Origin of the sequence: Colwellia echini (assembly GCF_002843355.2) — a bacterium.
Lineage (GTDB): Bacteria > Pseudomonadota > Gammaproteobacteria > Enterobacterales > Alteromonadaceae > Colwellia > Colwellia echini.
The window spans coordinates 375050-391200 of the sequence record NZ_PJAI02000001.1 but is presented as its reverse complement, the minus strand read 5'-3'; the positions used below and the strand labels follow the sequence as shown (position 1 = coordinate 391200).

Genomic DNA, 16151 nt, shown 5'->3' with positions numbered 1-16151 from the left:
ATGAAACTTAATAAATGGATGAAAAAATCACAACACCCACTCCTAAGAACTGAAGCTGTTTGGGTTGCATTAACCTTAATAATTGTTTTTGCAAGCTTACGTTATGACGACTTTCTATCACCTTATAATATTGAGAGTTTTTTCTCTTACAACTCAATGTTTATCTTAATTTCAATCGGTATGTGCTTTGTTATCATGACCGGTGGAATTGATCTTTCTGTTGGCGGTGTAGTCGCTCTTTCGAGTGTTATGGTTGCCTATGTTAGTCCTTATGGCATTGTTACCGCCTTAATTGTTGGTGCACTTACTGGGCTTATATGCGGCTTAATAAATGCCGTAGTAATAATTCGACTACGCATAGCACCTTTTATTGCCACATTAGCCATGATGCTCGCATCACGCGGTGTTGCCTTACTTGTATCTGGCAAACAATCAGTTCCTATTTCATGGGAAGGCAGCTTCCCAGAATATGGCATGGGCTTAATGTTTGATTTAATACCTTGGCCTGTAGTTGTTTGTTTAGTTATTGCCATAATGGCTTGGGTTCTTTTAGAAAAAATGCCCTTTGGACGTGCTGTATTAGCTGTTGGTGAAGATGAAGAAGCTGCAAAATTGATGGGATTAAAAGTTAATAAAACTATCACCTTGGTTTATGTTATTTCTGGTGTATTGGCTGGGTTAGCAGGTGTTACACTCGCAGCAAGTTTTGGCGCAGGACAACCTGCTGAAGGTGTTGGTTGGGAGCTTATCGCCATCTCTGCCGTTGTTGTTGGTGGTACACTATTAACAGGTGGATTAGGCTCAATTACCGCATCAATAGCTGGTGTAGTGTTAATGGGATTAATTTTCAATATTCTTAATTTTGAAAATGGTTACGGCAGCTTTACTATCAGTACTTATTGGCAGTCGGTTATACGTGGATTATTTCTATTACTCGTACTAATTATTCAAGCAGAAGTACTAAAAAGGTTAAGAAACAAGAAGACGGCCCAATAGATATGAACTTTAAAGACGCGAAACAACTTTCCGATTTGTCTTTGGCATTGGCCAACCAGAAAAAAGTAGCTATTGCTATTTCAGTGGCAGACAGCCATGGCGAATTAGTGATGTACCATAAAATGGATGCCGTTAGTTATCACGCTGCTTACTTGTCACAATGCAAAGCTTATACAGCAGCTAGAGAAATGCTGACATCCTCTCAAGTTGGCGCTTATGCAAAAAATACGGCTAAGGATTTAGCTAACTGGTGCGATAGTAAAATAACTGGAATCGCCGGTGGAGTGCCTATTTTTTCAGGGTATAAGGTTATCGGTTCATTAGGTATCGCAGGACTTAAAGAAGCTGAAGATGAGGAATTCGCTTACGAGGTTATCAAAAATTTCAGTAATACCAATTCATATAAGAAAGTGATCACTTAGCTTGTGGGGTTGGTATTACTACACCTACATCTAAATCACGCTAAAACTACAAATTACTATATTGTTAAATATTCAAATTGTTACATTGTTAACAATTTACTTAGTTACATTGTCAACAATCATCTGTTAACATGGAGTCAAGAGTGCTTTCAAAATTCATCATTCACCTATAAAAATTCTTTAAAGGTAAATATGATGAAGTGAAGGTTAAGCGCTACTTATCATAAACATTTGAGGTATTAGCATGATAACAACGATTAAAAATAAAAAGAAAACATCCTATGCTGTAGCAAGTCTATTGGTATTGACCATTTCAAGTTGTGGAGGTTCAGATGATGAACCATTAGCGCCAACTGTGCCAGACACAACACAACCTGACCCAACTACACCAGAGACAGATACTACGCCTAATATGTTCAGCTTTACTAGCATGAACAATGTTGCTCTAAACTCTGTAATAACTTCAGATGAAATAACTATTTCAGGCATAAACGCAGCTGCAAATATTACTATTACTGGTGGTGAGTATTCTATCAATAATACAAATTTCACTGCTTCTTCTGGCACAATTAGTGATGGCGATAAAATACAAATCAAAATTACAAGTTCAGCTGAGGCAGAAACGCTTTCAACAGCTCAACTAACAATAGGTGGTGTATCTGCTACTTTTTCTATTACGACTAAAGCAGCCGGAGCCTTTACAGGTATAAATGTAGATATTAATTTTGATACTAAACATAGTGTTGGCGGCATAGAGACATTTGATCGTCAGAAATTTATAACTATCCACTCATCACCTTCAGAAAATGATTGGGGCGAGAATGACGTTCATACCCAAAATGCTCCGAATGAAGATCCTAACTTAATGGTAAATTTTGTAACCAATAATGATGTTTATTTTGGCCGCAATACTGGTTCAATTGGCTGGGCACTTCGTAATGTCAGTGAAGATAGTAATAAACCTGGTTTCATTGATGAAAGTACCGCAACAACTGTTGGTGGCAATTTCCGTTGGACATATGCGAATGCTACCACTAAAAAACATACCGATGCGCGACTTCCACAAATTAAAGCCCGTAGTCTTGATATGATACATGGTGGTCAACAACACCCTTACTGGCCAGAAGGTACGCCAATTAGCCCACTAGCTGGTGATGCTTGGTCATTTTCGCAAACAGATACAGAAAGTGAGCCACTAGGTACTGCAACGGGTCATTATATGGCGCAATTCCTATCCAAGTTTTTCAGCAATACTGACACAGATGGTTATGAACCGAAGCCTAAATACTTCGAAATAATGAATGAGCCACTTTACGACTTAACAACTGTTCGTAACCCAATTGACGATGACTATGTATCGCCGTTAGAAGTATTTGAATTTCATAACACAACAAAAGCTGAAATACGTAAAATTGCTGAAAATGATGATATTGCAGTAGGTGGCTATACTGTTGCTTTCCCAGATTTTGATAAAGACAACTTCCAACGTTGGGAAGACCGCGATAAGTTATTTATCGATACTTCCGGTGCTGCAATGGATTTTTATTCTATCCATTTATATGACTTCCCTTGCCTTAGCAATACCGAAAAATATCGTTCAGGCAGCAATGTGGAAGCCACTATGGATATGATGGAAAATTACAGTCATATAGCCGTAGGCGAGATGAAACCTTATGTTATTTCAGAGTATGGCGCAGCAAATCATTGTGAACGAAGCATTGGTTGGACACCGAAAAAAGACACCTTAGTAATGCGCGCTACCAACAAAATGTTAATGAGCTTTTTAGAGCGCCCTGATGTAATCGCAAAAACCATCCCGTTTATTGTAGTTAAAGCAGAATGGGGTAGAACAACTCAAAATGGTCAATCTATCCCTTATGGTCCACGTTTAATGGTACAAAAATTCGAACGTACCGGTGTGAGCACAGAAACCGAATGGGTTTATTCTGATATCGAGTTATTTTATAACTTATGGTCAGAAGTTAACGGAACTCGTGTTGATACTTGGTCTTCTGATTTAGATATTCAAGTTGATGCATATGTTGATGGTGACGATGCTTATATCATTCTAAATAACTTAGAATTTGATGAAACTGAAGTGAACTTACACGCTTTTGGTATTGATACCGCTAATATAAGTGCTGTTAATATGAAGCATTTAAAAACGGATGATTGGGAGTCTTCACTGGTTGAATCAAATCAAACTAGTTTACCTGATTCGGTAACTATCGATGGTGAAGGCACAATAGTTATTAAAGTGACTTACAACACCGATATTACTATTGATCAAACCAATGATGAAGTTAAGTACTATTCTGGTGACTTTAAACAAGCAATTACAGCTAATACCGCTATAACATTTAATATCAACGATGTTACTGTTGGCGATAATGGTGAAGCAATACTACGTTTAGGTATAGGTCGTGACCATGGTAAGTCATTAACACCTACAGTTTTGGTTAATACTACTGAAGTGTCTGTACCTGTAGATTTTAGAGGTTACGATCAAGAGATGGGTAATGTAAACCGTGGGCGTGATAATTACTTTGGTGTGATAGAAATACCGGTATCGTTATCTGCTTTACAAGCAGATAATACCATTACGGTTACATTTTCTGATACTGGTGGATTTGTTTCTACCGCTGCCCTACAAGTATTTAATACGAGTCGTGCGTTATCAAGAAGTAAATAAGTTTAAGTAGAAGTTATGCTTTAAAACATGGGTTAAGTTTAACTTCCAACATAGCTTTATAAACAGATAGTTTATAAACATAAAAGCGGCTAGTCTAAAAACTAACCGCTTTTTTATATATCAAATAAAGCGTACAAAAAAGACCAGCAGCAAAAGCTACTGGTCTTTCATTAAACCCGTCAAGCTATTTCAAGACGAGACACCACAAATCAATTTATTTTTCTAGGTTGTTTTTCCATTTGATCAATTTATCAAAGTGAATACCAGAACTTAATAACAGATGGCACACTTGTAAAATTCCAGCATTATGACACTCTTCAAGTGCACTTCCCTTTAACTCAGTAACTGCTTTTTGCTTGATAGCATATAAACCATTTAAACTAGTAGACTCTTTATCATTGAGATCAATATTGATGGTTACAGGCTCAATCAATCCGAATTCATCCGCTTTAGCAAGTAGTGTTCTTGTCTGCTCTGAACCATTAAGTAATTCAGAGAACATTTTTTGAATACGTTGCAAATAAGCCGTTGGTTTTCCGCTATCATCAAATAGCATTTCACCTTTCTTGTCTTGTAGCTGTGTACTAGACATATCAACGGCTATATGCCCTTCTGCTGTTGAGTTTTCATCGGGTCTTATTAATTGGAAAGGCCTTCTTAGCACATCAATAGGTAGGTAAGTAGCCTGCCAGCTATCTCCTTTTAAATAAAGATTTTCACCGTTTGAAAAACCAAGTATTGCGGTAAGTTGAAAATCCCCAGTGTTATTATTCTTGGTAATAAAAATGGGGTATTCATGCACTACAGTACTGAGTTCATTAATGATCACTGAAGCTGCGTTGACATGATTTTGCTCACAATTATAACTTTTCGTATTTACGCGTAATTTACTGTGTTTAGCTGGGTTTAACATTTCAATAGAATTCGAAGCCATAAAGCTCTCCAACGATAATTAGGTTAGTAATATTATATTTTTTTCATTCCATACTGATGAATTTGTTCAATCAATTCACGATTAGATGGCAAAGTAGTTAACAATTTTTTAGTGCGTAATTCATTTTTAGTAATTTGTTCAGTTGCAAAGTTTTTTATTGCAGGGTCTATATCGAACAATGATTCTGTACGAAATTTACTACCATACAATACAAACTGATAACTGGCTGCCTGAAACACTTCACCAATACGGTTAAAATCGAATTGTGTTGGCACCGTATTTTTCCATAACGTCATTTGGTCTTGCAGACGTTTAGGAATACTTTCTTCTTTTTTATTATCTTGCCAAAAAGGGGTCGTTCTATTACTAACAATATAATGCAGCTTTAAGAATTCAATCACCCTTTCCCAACGATAATGAAAAGTTTCATTAAAACGTTGTTCTATTATAGCTAAAGTGTCTGTGGTTTTAGGTAGTTGCTCAGCAATCATAGTTGCTGAAAGCTCAACCATCACCAATGCGGAAGCCTCTAAAGGCTCAAGAAAACCTGCTGATAAACCAATCGCAACACAGTTTTTATAGAAAAACTTCTCTCTATAGCCCGGTTGAAATTTAATCTCTCTAAAAGTAAGCTCGTCTGTATTAACGCCAGTGTTTTTAATATAAGTAACTAAATCTTTCTTAACTTCATCTACTGATGCGTGTTTACTTGAAAAAACATAACCTACGCCGCGACGAGAGGGTAAACCAATATCCCAAATCCACCCTGCGGTTTGTGCGGTAGACTTTGTATATGACGCAATAGTATCGTTACTTTTTTCATAAGGTACTTGAACAGCGAGTGCTGTGTCTGCAAAAAGAACATCATCAATTGGATTAAATTTCACCCCGAGTGCTTCACCCAGTAATAACGATTTGAAACCACTACAGTCTACAAAAAAGTCTGCTGATAAATTACTACCATCAGCAATAATCACAGACGCTATATCACCCGAAGCAGATAGCTCTGCTTTTTTTATATCAGCTATAACATGCTTCACGCCCAAATTAGCAATACAATGCTTGCTTAAAAAGGCTGAAAATTTAACAGCATCTAAGTGATAACCATAATTGGCGAATGAAGCGTATTCTGGAGTAGAAATAGTTTTAGGTGCAAGTTCATTGTCACAAATAGATTCTTGGCTGGTAAAAAGTTTGGCCAGTGACTCATCAAAATTTTTATTCAACCAGAAGGAAGCTATATCGCCCTCTAAAGCACCTTGAGGAACATCAAAAGGATGATAATAATGACTATCTTCAGTTTCATTATCCCAATTGACAAATTTTGTGCCTTGCTTGAATGAAGCCGAGCACTCACGAATAAAGTCAGTTTCAGATATGCCCATACTACGCAATGTATTTGGCATAGTAGGCCAAGTGCCTTCCCCTACTCCAACAGTTGGAATATTGTCAGATTCAATCACAGTGATGGTTAAAGTATTATTTTTGATACGAGTGCGATGACGTGCAGCAATAATGCCTGCGGTTAACCAACCTGCCGTACCGCCGCCGACAATAATGATTGATTTGATTAGGTTATCCATACATCTTCCCTTACTTATTATTGTAATTATGTCTATACAACTGAACAAAACGAGTCATAAGTCTTCTTCAGAATTAAAATATACTTTATGGGGTAGCATTGAATCTTTAAATAAATAAAAATCATCAGGTTATGTAAAACACTTTGCTAGTAACCAATTACGTAAAGAATAAATTATCGTCAATAAAAGTAATTTTTATCTAGGTAAAACCAATCCAACTAATTCAGTGATATTTTAAAATGGACTAAATATCTAATAACATTGTTGCTTTCAATCCCAAAAAAACCGCTATTGCTAAATCAAGCGTCTTGTTCTTAAATATTTACCCTCATTAAAAATTGAATACTTAATTAATCTGATTGGTATAACTGCTTTCTATAATTAATATTCAATTCTTTAAAATAAAAAGCTCCAGTAAATACTGGAGCTTTAGTTTTAAACATATGTAACTATAGTACTATCTACGGAATACGTACAATTTCAATATTATCAATGATGTATTGCGCACCTACACTTTTTAATACAAAATCGACTGTAAGATTGTCGCTATTCCAATCTGTTTCAGCGTTAAACCCCAACCAATGACTAGCTTCATCAGCAACACCTTGTACTTCACCACCAGTTGCACCGTTCCATACGGTACTAAATAATGTAAAGTCTGTTGCGTTATCAGGATTTTTGAAAACAACGTCAACTGGATAACCACCCCATTGATTTATTTTAGGGTCAGTTGCCGCTTCTTTATTAGCCTCAAAGTTTAGATACTGAATATCATATGTTACTCGATATCGACCACCAGGGACTATCGAGCCTTTTTCGATTGGGAAGCTTATCGAAACACCGTCTTCGTCTGCACCTGTGGTATCTACATATAACACTTTGTTGGTAGCATCATTTGTGTCTTCTCGTACTTCAACCAATCCACCACCTGAAGTTGTAGGCACGTAAGCACCATCTTCAAATGAACCTGCATTAGCCGTTAAAATATCAACACCTTCAATATTGTCATAACGTATAAACTCGAAGTCATCAAATACTGGTAAGCCGTCGTTACCCAACCATGCACTCATCACATATAATTGTAACTGATCAGCACTTTCTATTGGCGTAGTACCATCCCCACCTGGTGTAGCTAAATAACCAGATTCAGTATCAAACTCAACAATCAATGGACGCCAAGAATCGTTGGCTGGATGCCAAGGTCGATCGCCCACCCAGAAGTTATGATTGGTTGTACTCGCATCATTGTGAATCATGATATAAGGGGATGCATCACCTGTTGCTACGTACGCATTATAGTGTAGGTAATATTTCCCACCTATTTCCAAATCAGGAAAATAGCTAGTACCATAAGACATATAACAAGGCGCACCTAACATTTGTAACGAACCTGTACCATTAGCAACAATGCTGTTACTGATTTCAGTTCCTGCTCCACAGTTAGTAGCGGCAAAACCCTTCCCATCACTTTCAAAACCGACATCTGCGCCTGCCGTAGAAACTAGTAAATTAGATTCAACACCATTAACCGTAACAATTAACTCACGCTGTCCGTCAGACATATTGCCTTTGTCATCAGATACCTTCATAGTAAAAGTGAATTCTTTGAAAGCTCCTGCTGCAATGTCATCCAAATAAGCAGTTGGGTTAAAGTACAACGTGTTATCTTCAAACCGGGTAGCAAAAGAGTTTGTCAGTGGAACACCGTCCAACATAAGTTCACTGACGATAATAGCATCACCTTCTCGCTCTACAATATCTTTTGCAAGATCTACCATTAACATCCCATCAGTTTCGACAATATTTTCGGTTAAGAAATAATTAGCAATTAACGGGGCGCCAGCAACATCTTTCACACCTAAGACATTAATAATCATATTACGTGACACTTCATTATTATGATCTTTAATCGTATAGGTGTATTTAAAAGTAACTTTATTTCCATCTGGAATCTCTGATGCAATTGCTGCGATATCTAGATTCAGCATGTTATCAACTATTGTGAAAGGAATTGCAAATGGGTTAGCTGCATCCGCTACAACAGAAGAAGTTTCTACGGTTAATGGCTCTTCATCTGCATCAGAAACATTTTTGAGTAAATCTAATACACCTGTACCTGCATCTTTCGTGAAGTTACCGATTAAGTCACCTACAACAACAGGAGCCGCATCTTCACCAACAATATTAATAGTCATTGTTCTAGGTACAGATTTTTCGCCATCAGAAATATTATATGATAACTCTATTGTCTCGGTATCGCCGGTATCTAAAGTTGCCGCGTAATCTGAAGGACGAACCCCCACTTTAGGGCCTGTTAGTGATATACCTGTGTCATCACCAGAGACTAACATACCATCTCTAATAAAAAGGATATCACCATCCATATCTGTGGCCACGCCTTCACCTACTGGCATACCATCAGGCGTACCTAAAGCAGATATAAAGCCAAAGCCCTCTTTCTCACTAAGTGTTACTACAATGTTACCACCGTGTTCAGGGGCATACATATTTTCTTTTACTTCTGGAGTGTAGTCATCGCCACAACCTGTTAGCGCTGTAATAATGCTACAAGCAATTAATGTTTTAGTTTTTAGTATAGTTTTCATAATTAAACACCATTCGATTATTTAGGGGGGTACGAAATTACTTTCGTCCCCTTCTCAATTTAGTTTAGAAAGTTACTCGAACACCTAAGCGGTAAGAAGTACCTACTTTATAGCTAGTGTAAGTTCTGTCAGTTGTAGCATCACCTGTCAGAGGGTTACCTTCTGGCACTGCTACAAAATCATACCCGGCAGCATTGTCTGCAAAGACACGAGTCACCGCTAGCTCTCTATTCGTATAGTAAGTTCTATATGCCGCATCTGTTAAGTTAGATGCTTGAAATACTACATTGACATAATCATTAATTTGGTAGGTTGCAGAGAAGTCAAGCGTGTCTCGTCCTTCATTCCAAATTGAACCTTGGTTCCAGGTACGACCGCTTTGACCGTTGTTGTAATCAGTGCCCACTAATGAGTCACTAGCACCACGCCAGCTTAAACGAACTTGATGTCCGTCTTGTTCCCAATATCCCGTAAAGTTATATGTGTGCATTGGAGTTTCAGCCACAGGCAGAGTAGGTAACTCTAAACCAGTGATAGATGATATATCCGCATCATATTCACTTTTTTGATAGGTATAGTTAGTAGAAACACCTAAACCACTCAAGAAATAGCCAGGTAAGAAGTCATACGCTTGGGTGTAGCCTAATTCTATACCACCAATAGTCGCACCTTTACCATTAACAACTTTAGTAACACTATACTCACCACATAAATCACGAAGATCATTGCTTAACATTGTTGGATCTGAACCCCAGAAGCCATAATCAGCTGTAGCACGTTGCGGCATACAACCTGTTAGACCATGGTTATCACCATCGGCATCGCTATTATCAGCAGTCATAATGATATCATTACTTGAAATTTCACCATCTACATCACGAAGATCAACTATGTATGATGCTGCACTATCATTAGTAGTAAAGTTTTTCATATCTTTATAGAACAATGCGACGCTTAATAAAGATGATGGATTAAAATACCATTCAGCTGAAATATCAAAGTTAGTAGACTCAAGTGGTTCAAGTTGTGTATTGAACATTGTAACTCGACCAGCTTGCGGGTTACCGCTACCCCAATAACCACTTTCATTTACTGAAAACCCTGGGCGAATCATGTCAATTTCTGGACGAGTCATTGTTTTAGACGTTGCAAAACGACCAATAAAGTCATCCGTAAATGCATAGTTTAAATTCAAACTAGGTAAAAGGTTCTCATAGGTATGAGAGCCCGTTGATGCAAATGAATTTAAAGATTTATCTTCTGTAGAATTGAAGCTATAACCAGTGAAGTTATTTGCCTCTGCAGGAGAGCCATCCCATTGAACACCAGAGTTCCAACCATAATCCTTGTTGGTAGAGATATCAGCATATCGCCACATGCTATCCCAAGAAGGAGACCATGCATCATCAGCTCTAGGAATACCCGCTTGAACATCAGCAGCCCACGAAGCATATTCTGGATCATGACAAGCGCCTTGATCAGGTGTTTGAGTCCAGCCAGAAGGATCTTGACCACTACTAGTATCCCAACCTAGCCCATCTACACGACCATAACGTTTATCGTAGCCTTGTATTGCATCACCTGCAAAAGCAGATAATTGACAAGCAGGTAATGATGTATCACGCAACTCACGAAGGTGTACTCGGTCAAATTCACGGTATAAATTATCAGCAGGGCTTGTGTAGAAATTAGCACCTGAGTAACCTGTTGTGTCTACCTTCGTTTTAACGTATCGAGCACCAATATCACCCGTTAATTTACCATCAAAATATGAAAAGTTGAATTTAAGATAAGCGGCTGCAGTATTAAAGTCAGCACCACGAGTTTCCGTATTGTTAATCGTTTCATTAACATCTGCACCAGCAAAAACAAGATCTGCTGCTGCAAATACATCAATAGGAGTCCAACCTGATGTAGCTGAATTACGACCGTAACCTAAAGATCCCATAAAATCGTCATAGTCTAAACCATCACTGGCGATCATCGATCCTCTAATATTTGATAATGTACCACCTGGAACAGTTACTGTATTACCATCTTCATCTAAAACTACATCTGTCGCTGCTGAAGAGCTATAAGTAAAAGCCTGATTATCAACAAATTTTTCACGCTCAGTATATTTAGCACCAAACTCTATGCCGCTAATTCCCGCAAAATCAACATCATATTGAAAATCAAACTGCGCATTACTAATGGTATCTTCAACGTCAACTTGGTTTCTAGCAATATAATTTAAATGAAATGCATTAATATCACGCGGGTTAAAGTTTGTTGTCGAAGAGTTGTCTTCATTGGCCACATGATAAACACCGTCTTCATCGGTCCAATCAAATTCATGTTCACCTAAGTCAACAAAACCTTCACCATTAACAATTTCACAACGACTTGACGTTGTACAATCGTAACCTACAGGCTCATTATCTGCACCTGCATCTTGGCTAAGTGAAGCAGGAGATTGAACAAAGTTTTGCATGTTAGTATTAGCATTAGGCATACTATGAGAAGTACTTTTTGAATGACCAACTAAAACGCTTAAGGATAAATCCTCAGTAATTTGATAGTCCATATCTAAATTTAAACTAAAGTTTTCCCGATCATTACCACCTTCAGCTCGAGCCAAATCACCTGAGCCATAACGGTTGACAAATTTAGTTAATGTTTGAGTAGAAGTGTCAATGGTGTACCAATCTTCTTGAGGGTCGGTAAACGGATCAATAGTATTATTATTTAATGAGCTAACACCTTCAATAAAGTTAGGTTGATTACCGTTACGACTTTTAACCGCGTCCATACTACTAGTTTTATCTTGTGAACTGTATGTTGCATCAAACATGAATGACAGGTCATCTGTAGGAAGCCATTGTAAGCCTAATGTACCGCCAATGCGGTCACTGGTATTTTGAAATAACTCGTAATTGGTAGAAGAATGCTGAATGGCTTTAACACCAGAAATAATTTCACCATTTTGATCTCTCGCTATTCCTATTTCATTTGAAGCCATGAAATTTTCTACACGATATTGGTCACGACGAACAGTATTAGTTTCATCATAAATAGAAAAAGCTACACCAAAAGTATCATCTAAGAATCTTTCAGAAAAAGCAGCAGATATTTTATAATCTGCCTTCTCAGCGAAATCGTTGTATCTGCCTTGAAGTGTTATAGCACGAACATCCCTATCAACCTCAAGAGGGCGAACTGTCGTCAAGTTAATACTCGCGCCTAATGAACCTTCATCTTGATTAGCGCTAGGTGTTTTAACAACCTCTAATTTTGACAAAATATCTGCAGAGAAAGAGCTTAAATCAACTGCTTGACTAAAGTCAGTTGAGGTCATTTGTTGACCATTGATAGTAATCTTATTTTGATTTGCCGAAGCACCACGTACTGTAACCTGAGAGCCTTCACCGTCTTGGCTTACTATTGTAACACCAGTAATACGGCCTAATGCATCTGCAACATTTTGGTCGGTACTTTTACCTACATCTTCTGCGTTGATAGAATCAACAACATTTGTAGCAAACCTTTTGTCATTAATGTTTTTTCTTAAACTGCCTCTTAAACCAGTAACTTCAATGGTCTCAATTTCCTTATCGGCACTTTCTACTTTTGAATCAGTATTTTTTGCTGTTACGTCAATATTATTATTGTCAACTTCTTGTGCGCTGAGGCTAAGACTTGTTGTGGCAAGCAAAGCAATGCACACAGGACTTAACTTAAATTTTTTACTATGATTAAACATATTACATCCCCCTAAGGTATCTTGTTTCAACGTTTTAACGTTAGGTGTTGTTGATTTTATTTCTTCTTTTCACCGTTATTTATTGTATTTTTAATCTTTCTTCTTCATCAAAATAAATTAAAAAGTTAATTTGATAATTTATTTATGTTTTACCTTATGCTTTATCCGCATGCCGTGTCAATTATTTTTTGTTAACAATCCACAATTATGAGTTTTGAAGTACGTTTTTTATATTACTTAATTAGTATTTATTGTTTATCCGTCATCTAAAGTATAGTTATTACAAAATTAAACTTACAAGCAACCCCTTAATTGTTAACAGTTAACCTGGTCTTGAAAACAGATTTTTGTTAACAATTATATTTAGTCAAAAAATAATATTGCCAAGCTAGATAATATTATTTTTTGTTAACAATTTACTTTTATCGAAAAAAATATATACTTCCTTTATCAAAATAATTAGGAGTTACTAATGAATCAAAAGACAATGCTTCTTCTATCTATTATAACATTGACCGCACTAACCGCTTGTCAGAGTGATAATAAAACTGAAGAAAATAAACCACTTAAATCCACACTTGATGCTAACACAAAGTCTCTTAACGATTTAAATCACAGCCCTGAAATAGTGTCTCTTATCGATTTCAATCAAGAAGCTGACCTAAGCCAAGTAAGCTTTATAAGTGCATCAGCTGAACAAATAATGGCAAACGATGGTTTAAAAGTAAATTTTCATTCTAAAGAAAATGGTTACAGTAATGTAACGCTCACCCCAAATGAACCTTGGGACTGGAGTAAATATGACGATTTTAACTTGGCAATTGATATCGCAAATACCGGCCAACATAGTGTACAACTCTATTTAGATATAACAGATATTGATGGCGGAAATTATACCCGAGCGACTAATATTCCTATCGGTGAATCAACAACTTATTATGCAAAAATGGCCGGACACGACCTTGCCACTCCTGACGGAGACGAGTCAGTAGAACTTAACTTTATGTCTGGTTTAAGAGGTAATCCTGATACATGGGAATCAGATGATACTCAATTCATTTCATTATGGGGCAAGAAAAACCTCAACCTTAAAGGTATTAAACAAATATCACTAAGCGTTCAAAGTAACCTTTTTGATAAAACAATAACATTGAGTAATTTAAGATTAAGAAATAATCCTGAGTTTAACAAAGATTACTTAACACATATTGTCGACCAATACGGACAAAACGCCACTATTGATTTTGCCGATAAAGTGCATAACGATGAAGAATTAAAAGCACAAAAAATTGAAGAAGCAAAGCAATTAACAGGAATATTACCTAAAGATCGTTCTATTTATGGCGGTTGGAAAAATGGACCTAAATTAGAAGCTACTGGCTACTTCAGAGCAGAAAAAGTTAATGATAAATGGTCACTAGTTGATCCAGAAGGTTATTTATATTTTGCCACAGGTATTGATGTTATCAGACTTTCAAACTCATCAACCATGACCGGTTATGACTTTGATCAATCCCTTATTAAAGCTCGAGAATCAACTAGCGTCACCCCTGAAGATTCACAAGGATTAAATAGAGTTGATAATGTTGTAAGTAAAACTAGAAAACTTGTTTCCCCAACTCGAATGAATTTATTCGAATGGTTACCAACCTATGAAGAACCATTAGGCAAGCATTTTGGGTATCGTAAAAGTGCTCACTCTGGCCCGATGAAACATGGCGAAACTTATAGTTTCTATGCTGCCAATTTAGAAAGAAAATATGGCGGTAAAGACGTTGATGTTATGGAAACATGGCGCGATGTAACACTTGATAGAATGATAGATTGGGGTTTTACCTCTTTGGGTAATTGGAATGACCCTATGTTTTACGACAACGGCAGAGTTCCTTTCTTTGCCAATGGTTGGATTATAGGTGACTTTAAAACAGTATCAAGTGGTAATGATTTTTGGGGGGCAATGCCTGATGTATTTGACCCTAAGTTTAAGGAGCGTGCATTGTTCACTGTAAAAAACGTTGCTGAACAAGTTAAAAACAATCCATGGTGCGTGGGGGTATTTATTGATAATGAAAAAAGCTTTGGCCGACCAGACAGTATTGAAAGTACCTATGGCATAGTGTTAAACACCTTGCAAAGAAATGGTAAAGATGTGCCAACAAAGGCTGTTTTTACCACCGCTATGAAAGAAAAATATAAAAATATTGCGGCGTTAAATAAAGCATGGGAAAAAAATATAACGAGTTGGGAAACTTTTGATGAAGGAATAGATGCAAGCCTTAATACCGATGCTCAAATTGCCGACTATTCATCATTGTTATCAATTTATGTCGACAAGTATTTTAGTATTGTTGATGATGCCTTAACCACCTATATGCCTAATCATTTATATATGGGAGCCCGTCTTCCTGATTGGGGTATGTCAAAAGAGGTCGTTGAATCTGCAGCAAAATACGTGGATGTAATGAGCTATAATTCATACAAAGAAGGTTTACCAGAACATAAATGGGAATTCCTAAGTAAAATAGATAAGCCGAGTATCATTGGTGAATTTCATATAGGTGCTACTGATTCTGGTATATATCACCCTGGATTAATCATGGCGAGTGACCAAAATGACCGTGCTCGTATGTACAAAGATTATATGAATACGGTAATCGATAACCCTTATTTTATCGGCGCACATTGGTTTCAGTACATAGACTCTCCTATCACAGGTAGAGCATACGACGGTGAAAATTATAACGTTGGTTTTATTACTGTTACCGACACTCCTTATGCTCCAATGGTAAAAGCCGCTAAAGAACTACATTCAACGATGTATGAACGTCGGTTTAATTAACCTAAAACCAAGCAAAGAATAGTACTATGTAGTCACTATTCTTTGCTACTCTAAATAATACTAATTGAAATAATACCAATTGAAATGTTAAATCAATTAACTTCAGATGGTATAACGATTGCATGAATGGGTTGTTGACAATCTTCGTTATACAATATTAATTCAACAAAGCTATGATTTTACGAGATAAAGTACTCGTTAAAATTATACTTTTTGTAAACAATAAATCATAAATCAATTGTAATCCTGCTATTAAACGATAAAATGAATTTATTATCTAAATAATCTAGTGTCGCTCATAAAGGCAAATAAGGGAGAAAATTGAAGGTGAATAAGG

General features: G+C 36.8%; 8 protein-coding genes. 4 read left to right on the top strand and 4 right to left on the bottom strand.

What is annotated here, in order from left to right; genetic code table 11:
• The 3 genes from CWS31_RS01510 (at position 1) to CWS31_RS01500 (ending at position 4110) form a co-directional block, all read left to right on the top strand.
• Entirely contained in the window at positions 1 to 996 is a 996-nt protein-coding gene (locus CWS31_RS01510) for an ABC transporter permease (RefSeq protein ID WP_211355773.1), read from the top strand.
• A gap of 2 nt (positions 997 to 998) precedes the next feature.
• Positions 999 to 1418, top strand: coding sequence for a GlcG/HbpS family heme-binding protein (locus CWS31_RS01505; RefSeq protein ID WP_148747667.1), 420 nt, complete (start codon positions 999 to 1001; stop codon positions 1416 to 1418).
• Positions 1419 to 1662: 244 nt separating this feature from the next.
• Positions 1663 to 4110: a hypothetical protein gene (locus CWS31_RS01500; RefSeq protein ID WP_148747666.1), complete on the top strand. Its 2448-nt coding sequence runs from the start codon at positions 1663 to 1665 to the stop codon at positions 4108 to 4110.
• 214 nt (positions 4111 to 4324) lie between these two features.
• Here the strand turns inward: CWS31_RS01500 and CWS31_RS01495 are convergent, their stop codons facing one another.
• The 4 genes from CWS31_RS01495 to CWS31_RS01480 form a co-directional block, all read right to left on the bottom strand.
• Complete coding sequence (locus CWS31_RS01495) at positions 4325 to 5044, bottom strand: SapC family protein (RefSeq protein WP_148747665.1); 720 nt, start codon at positions 5042 to 5044, stop codon at positions 4325 to 4327.
• Between the two features lie 32 nt (positions 5045 to 5076).
• On the bottom strand, positions 5077 to 6627 hold the full coding sequence (locus CWS31_RS01490; RefSeq protein ID WP_148747664.1) for a tryptophan halogenase family protein: 1551 nt from the start codon (positions 6625 to 6627) through the stop codon (positions 5077 to 5079).
• A 461-nt stretch (positions 6628 to 7088) separates the two neighbouring features.
• Positions 7089 to 9233 carry a hypothetical protein gene (locus CWS31_RS01485; protein ID WP_148747663.1) on the bottom strand — a complete coding sequence of 715 codons (2145 nt, stop codon included), beginning with the start codon at positions 9231 to 9233 and terminating at the stop codon, positions 7089 to 7091.
• Positions 9234 to 9297: 64 nt separating this feature from the next.
• Entirely contained in the window at positions 9298 to 12975 is a 3678-nt protein-coding gene (locus CWS31_RS01480) for a TonB-dependent receptor (protein ID WP_148747662.1), read from the bottom strand.
• A 472-nt stretch (positions 12976 to 13447) separates the two neighbouring features.
• On the opposite strand from CWS31_RS01480, the gene CWS31_RS01475 reads away from it, so the two are divergent.
• Positions 13448 to 15814 carry a beta-galactosidase gene (locus tag CWS31_RS01475; protein ID WP_148747661.1) on the top strand — a complete coding sequence of 789 codons (2367 nt, stop codon included), beginning with the start codon at positions 13448 to 13450 and terminating at the stop codon, positions 15812 to 15814.
• The last annotated feature ends 337 nt before the right edge of the window (positions 15815 to 16151 follow it).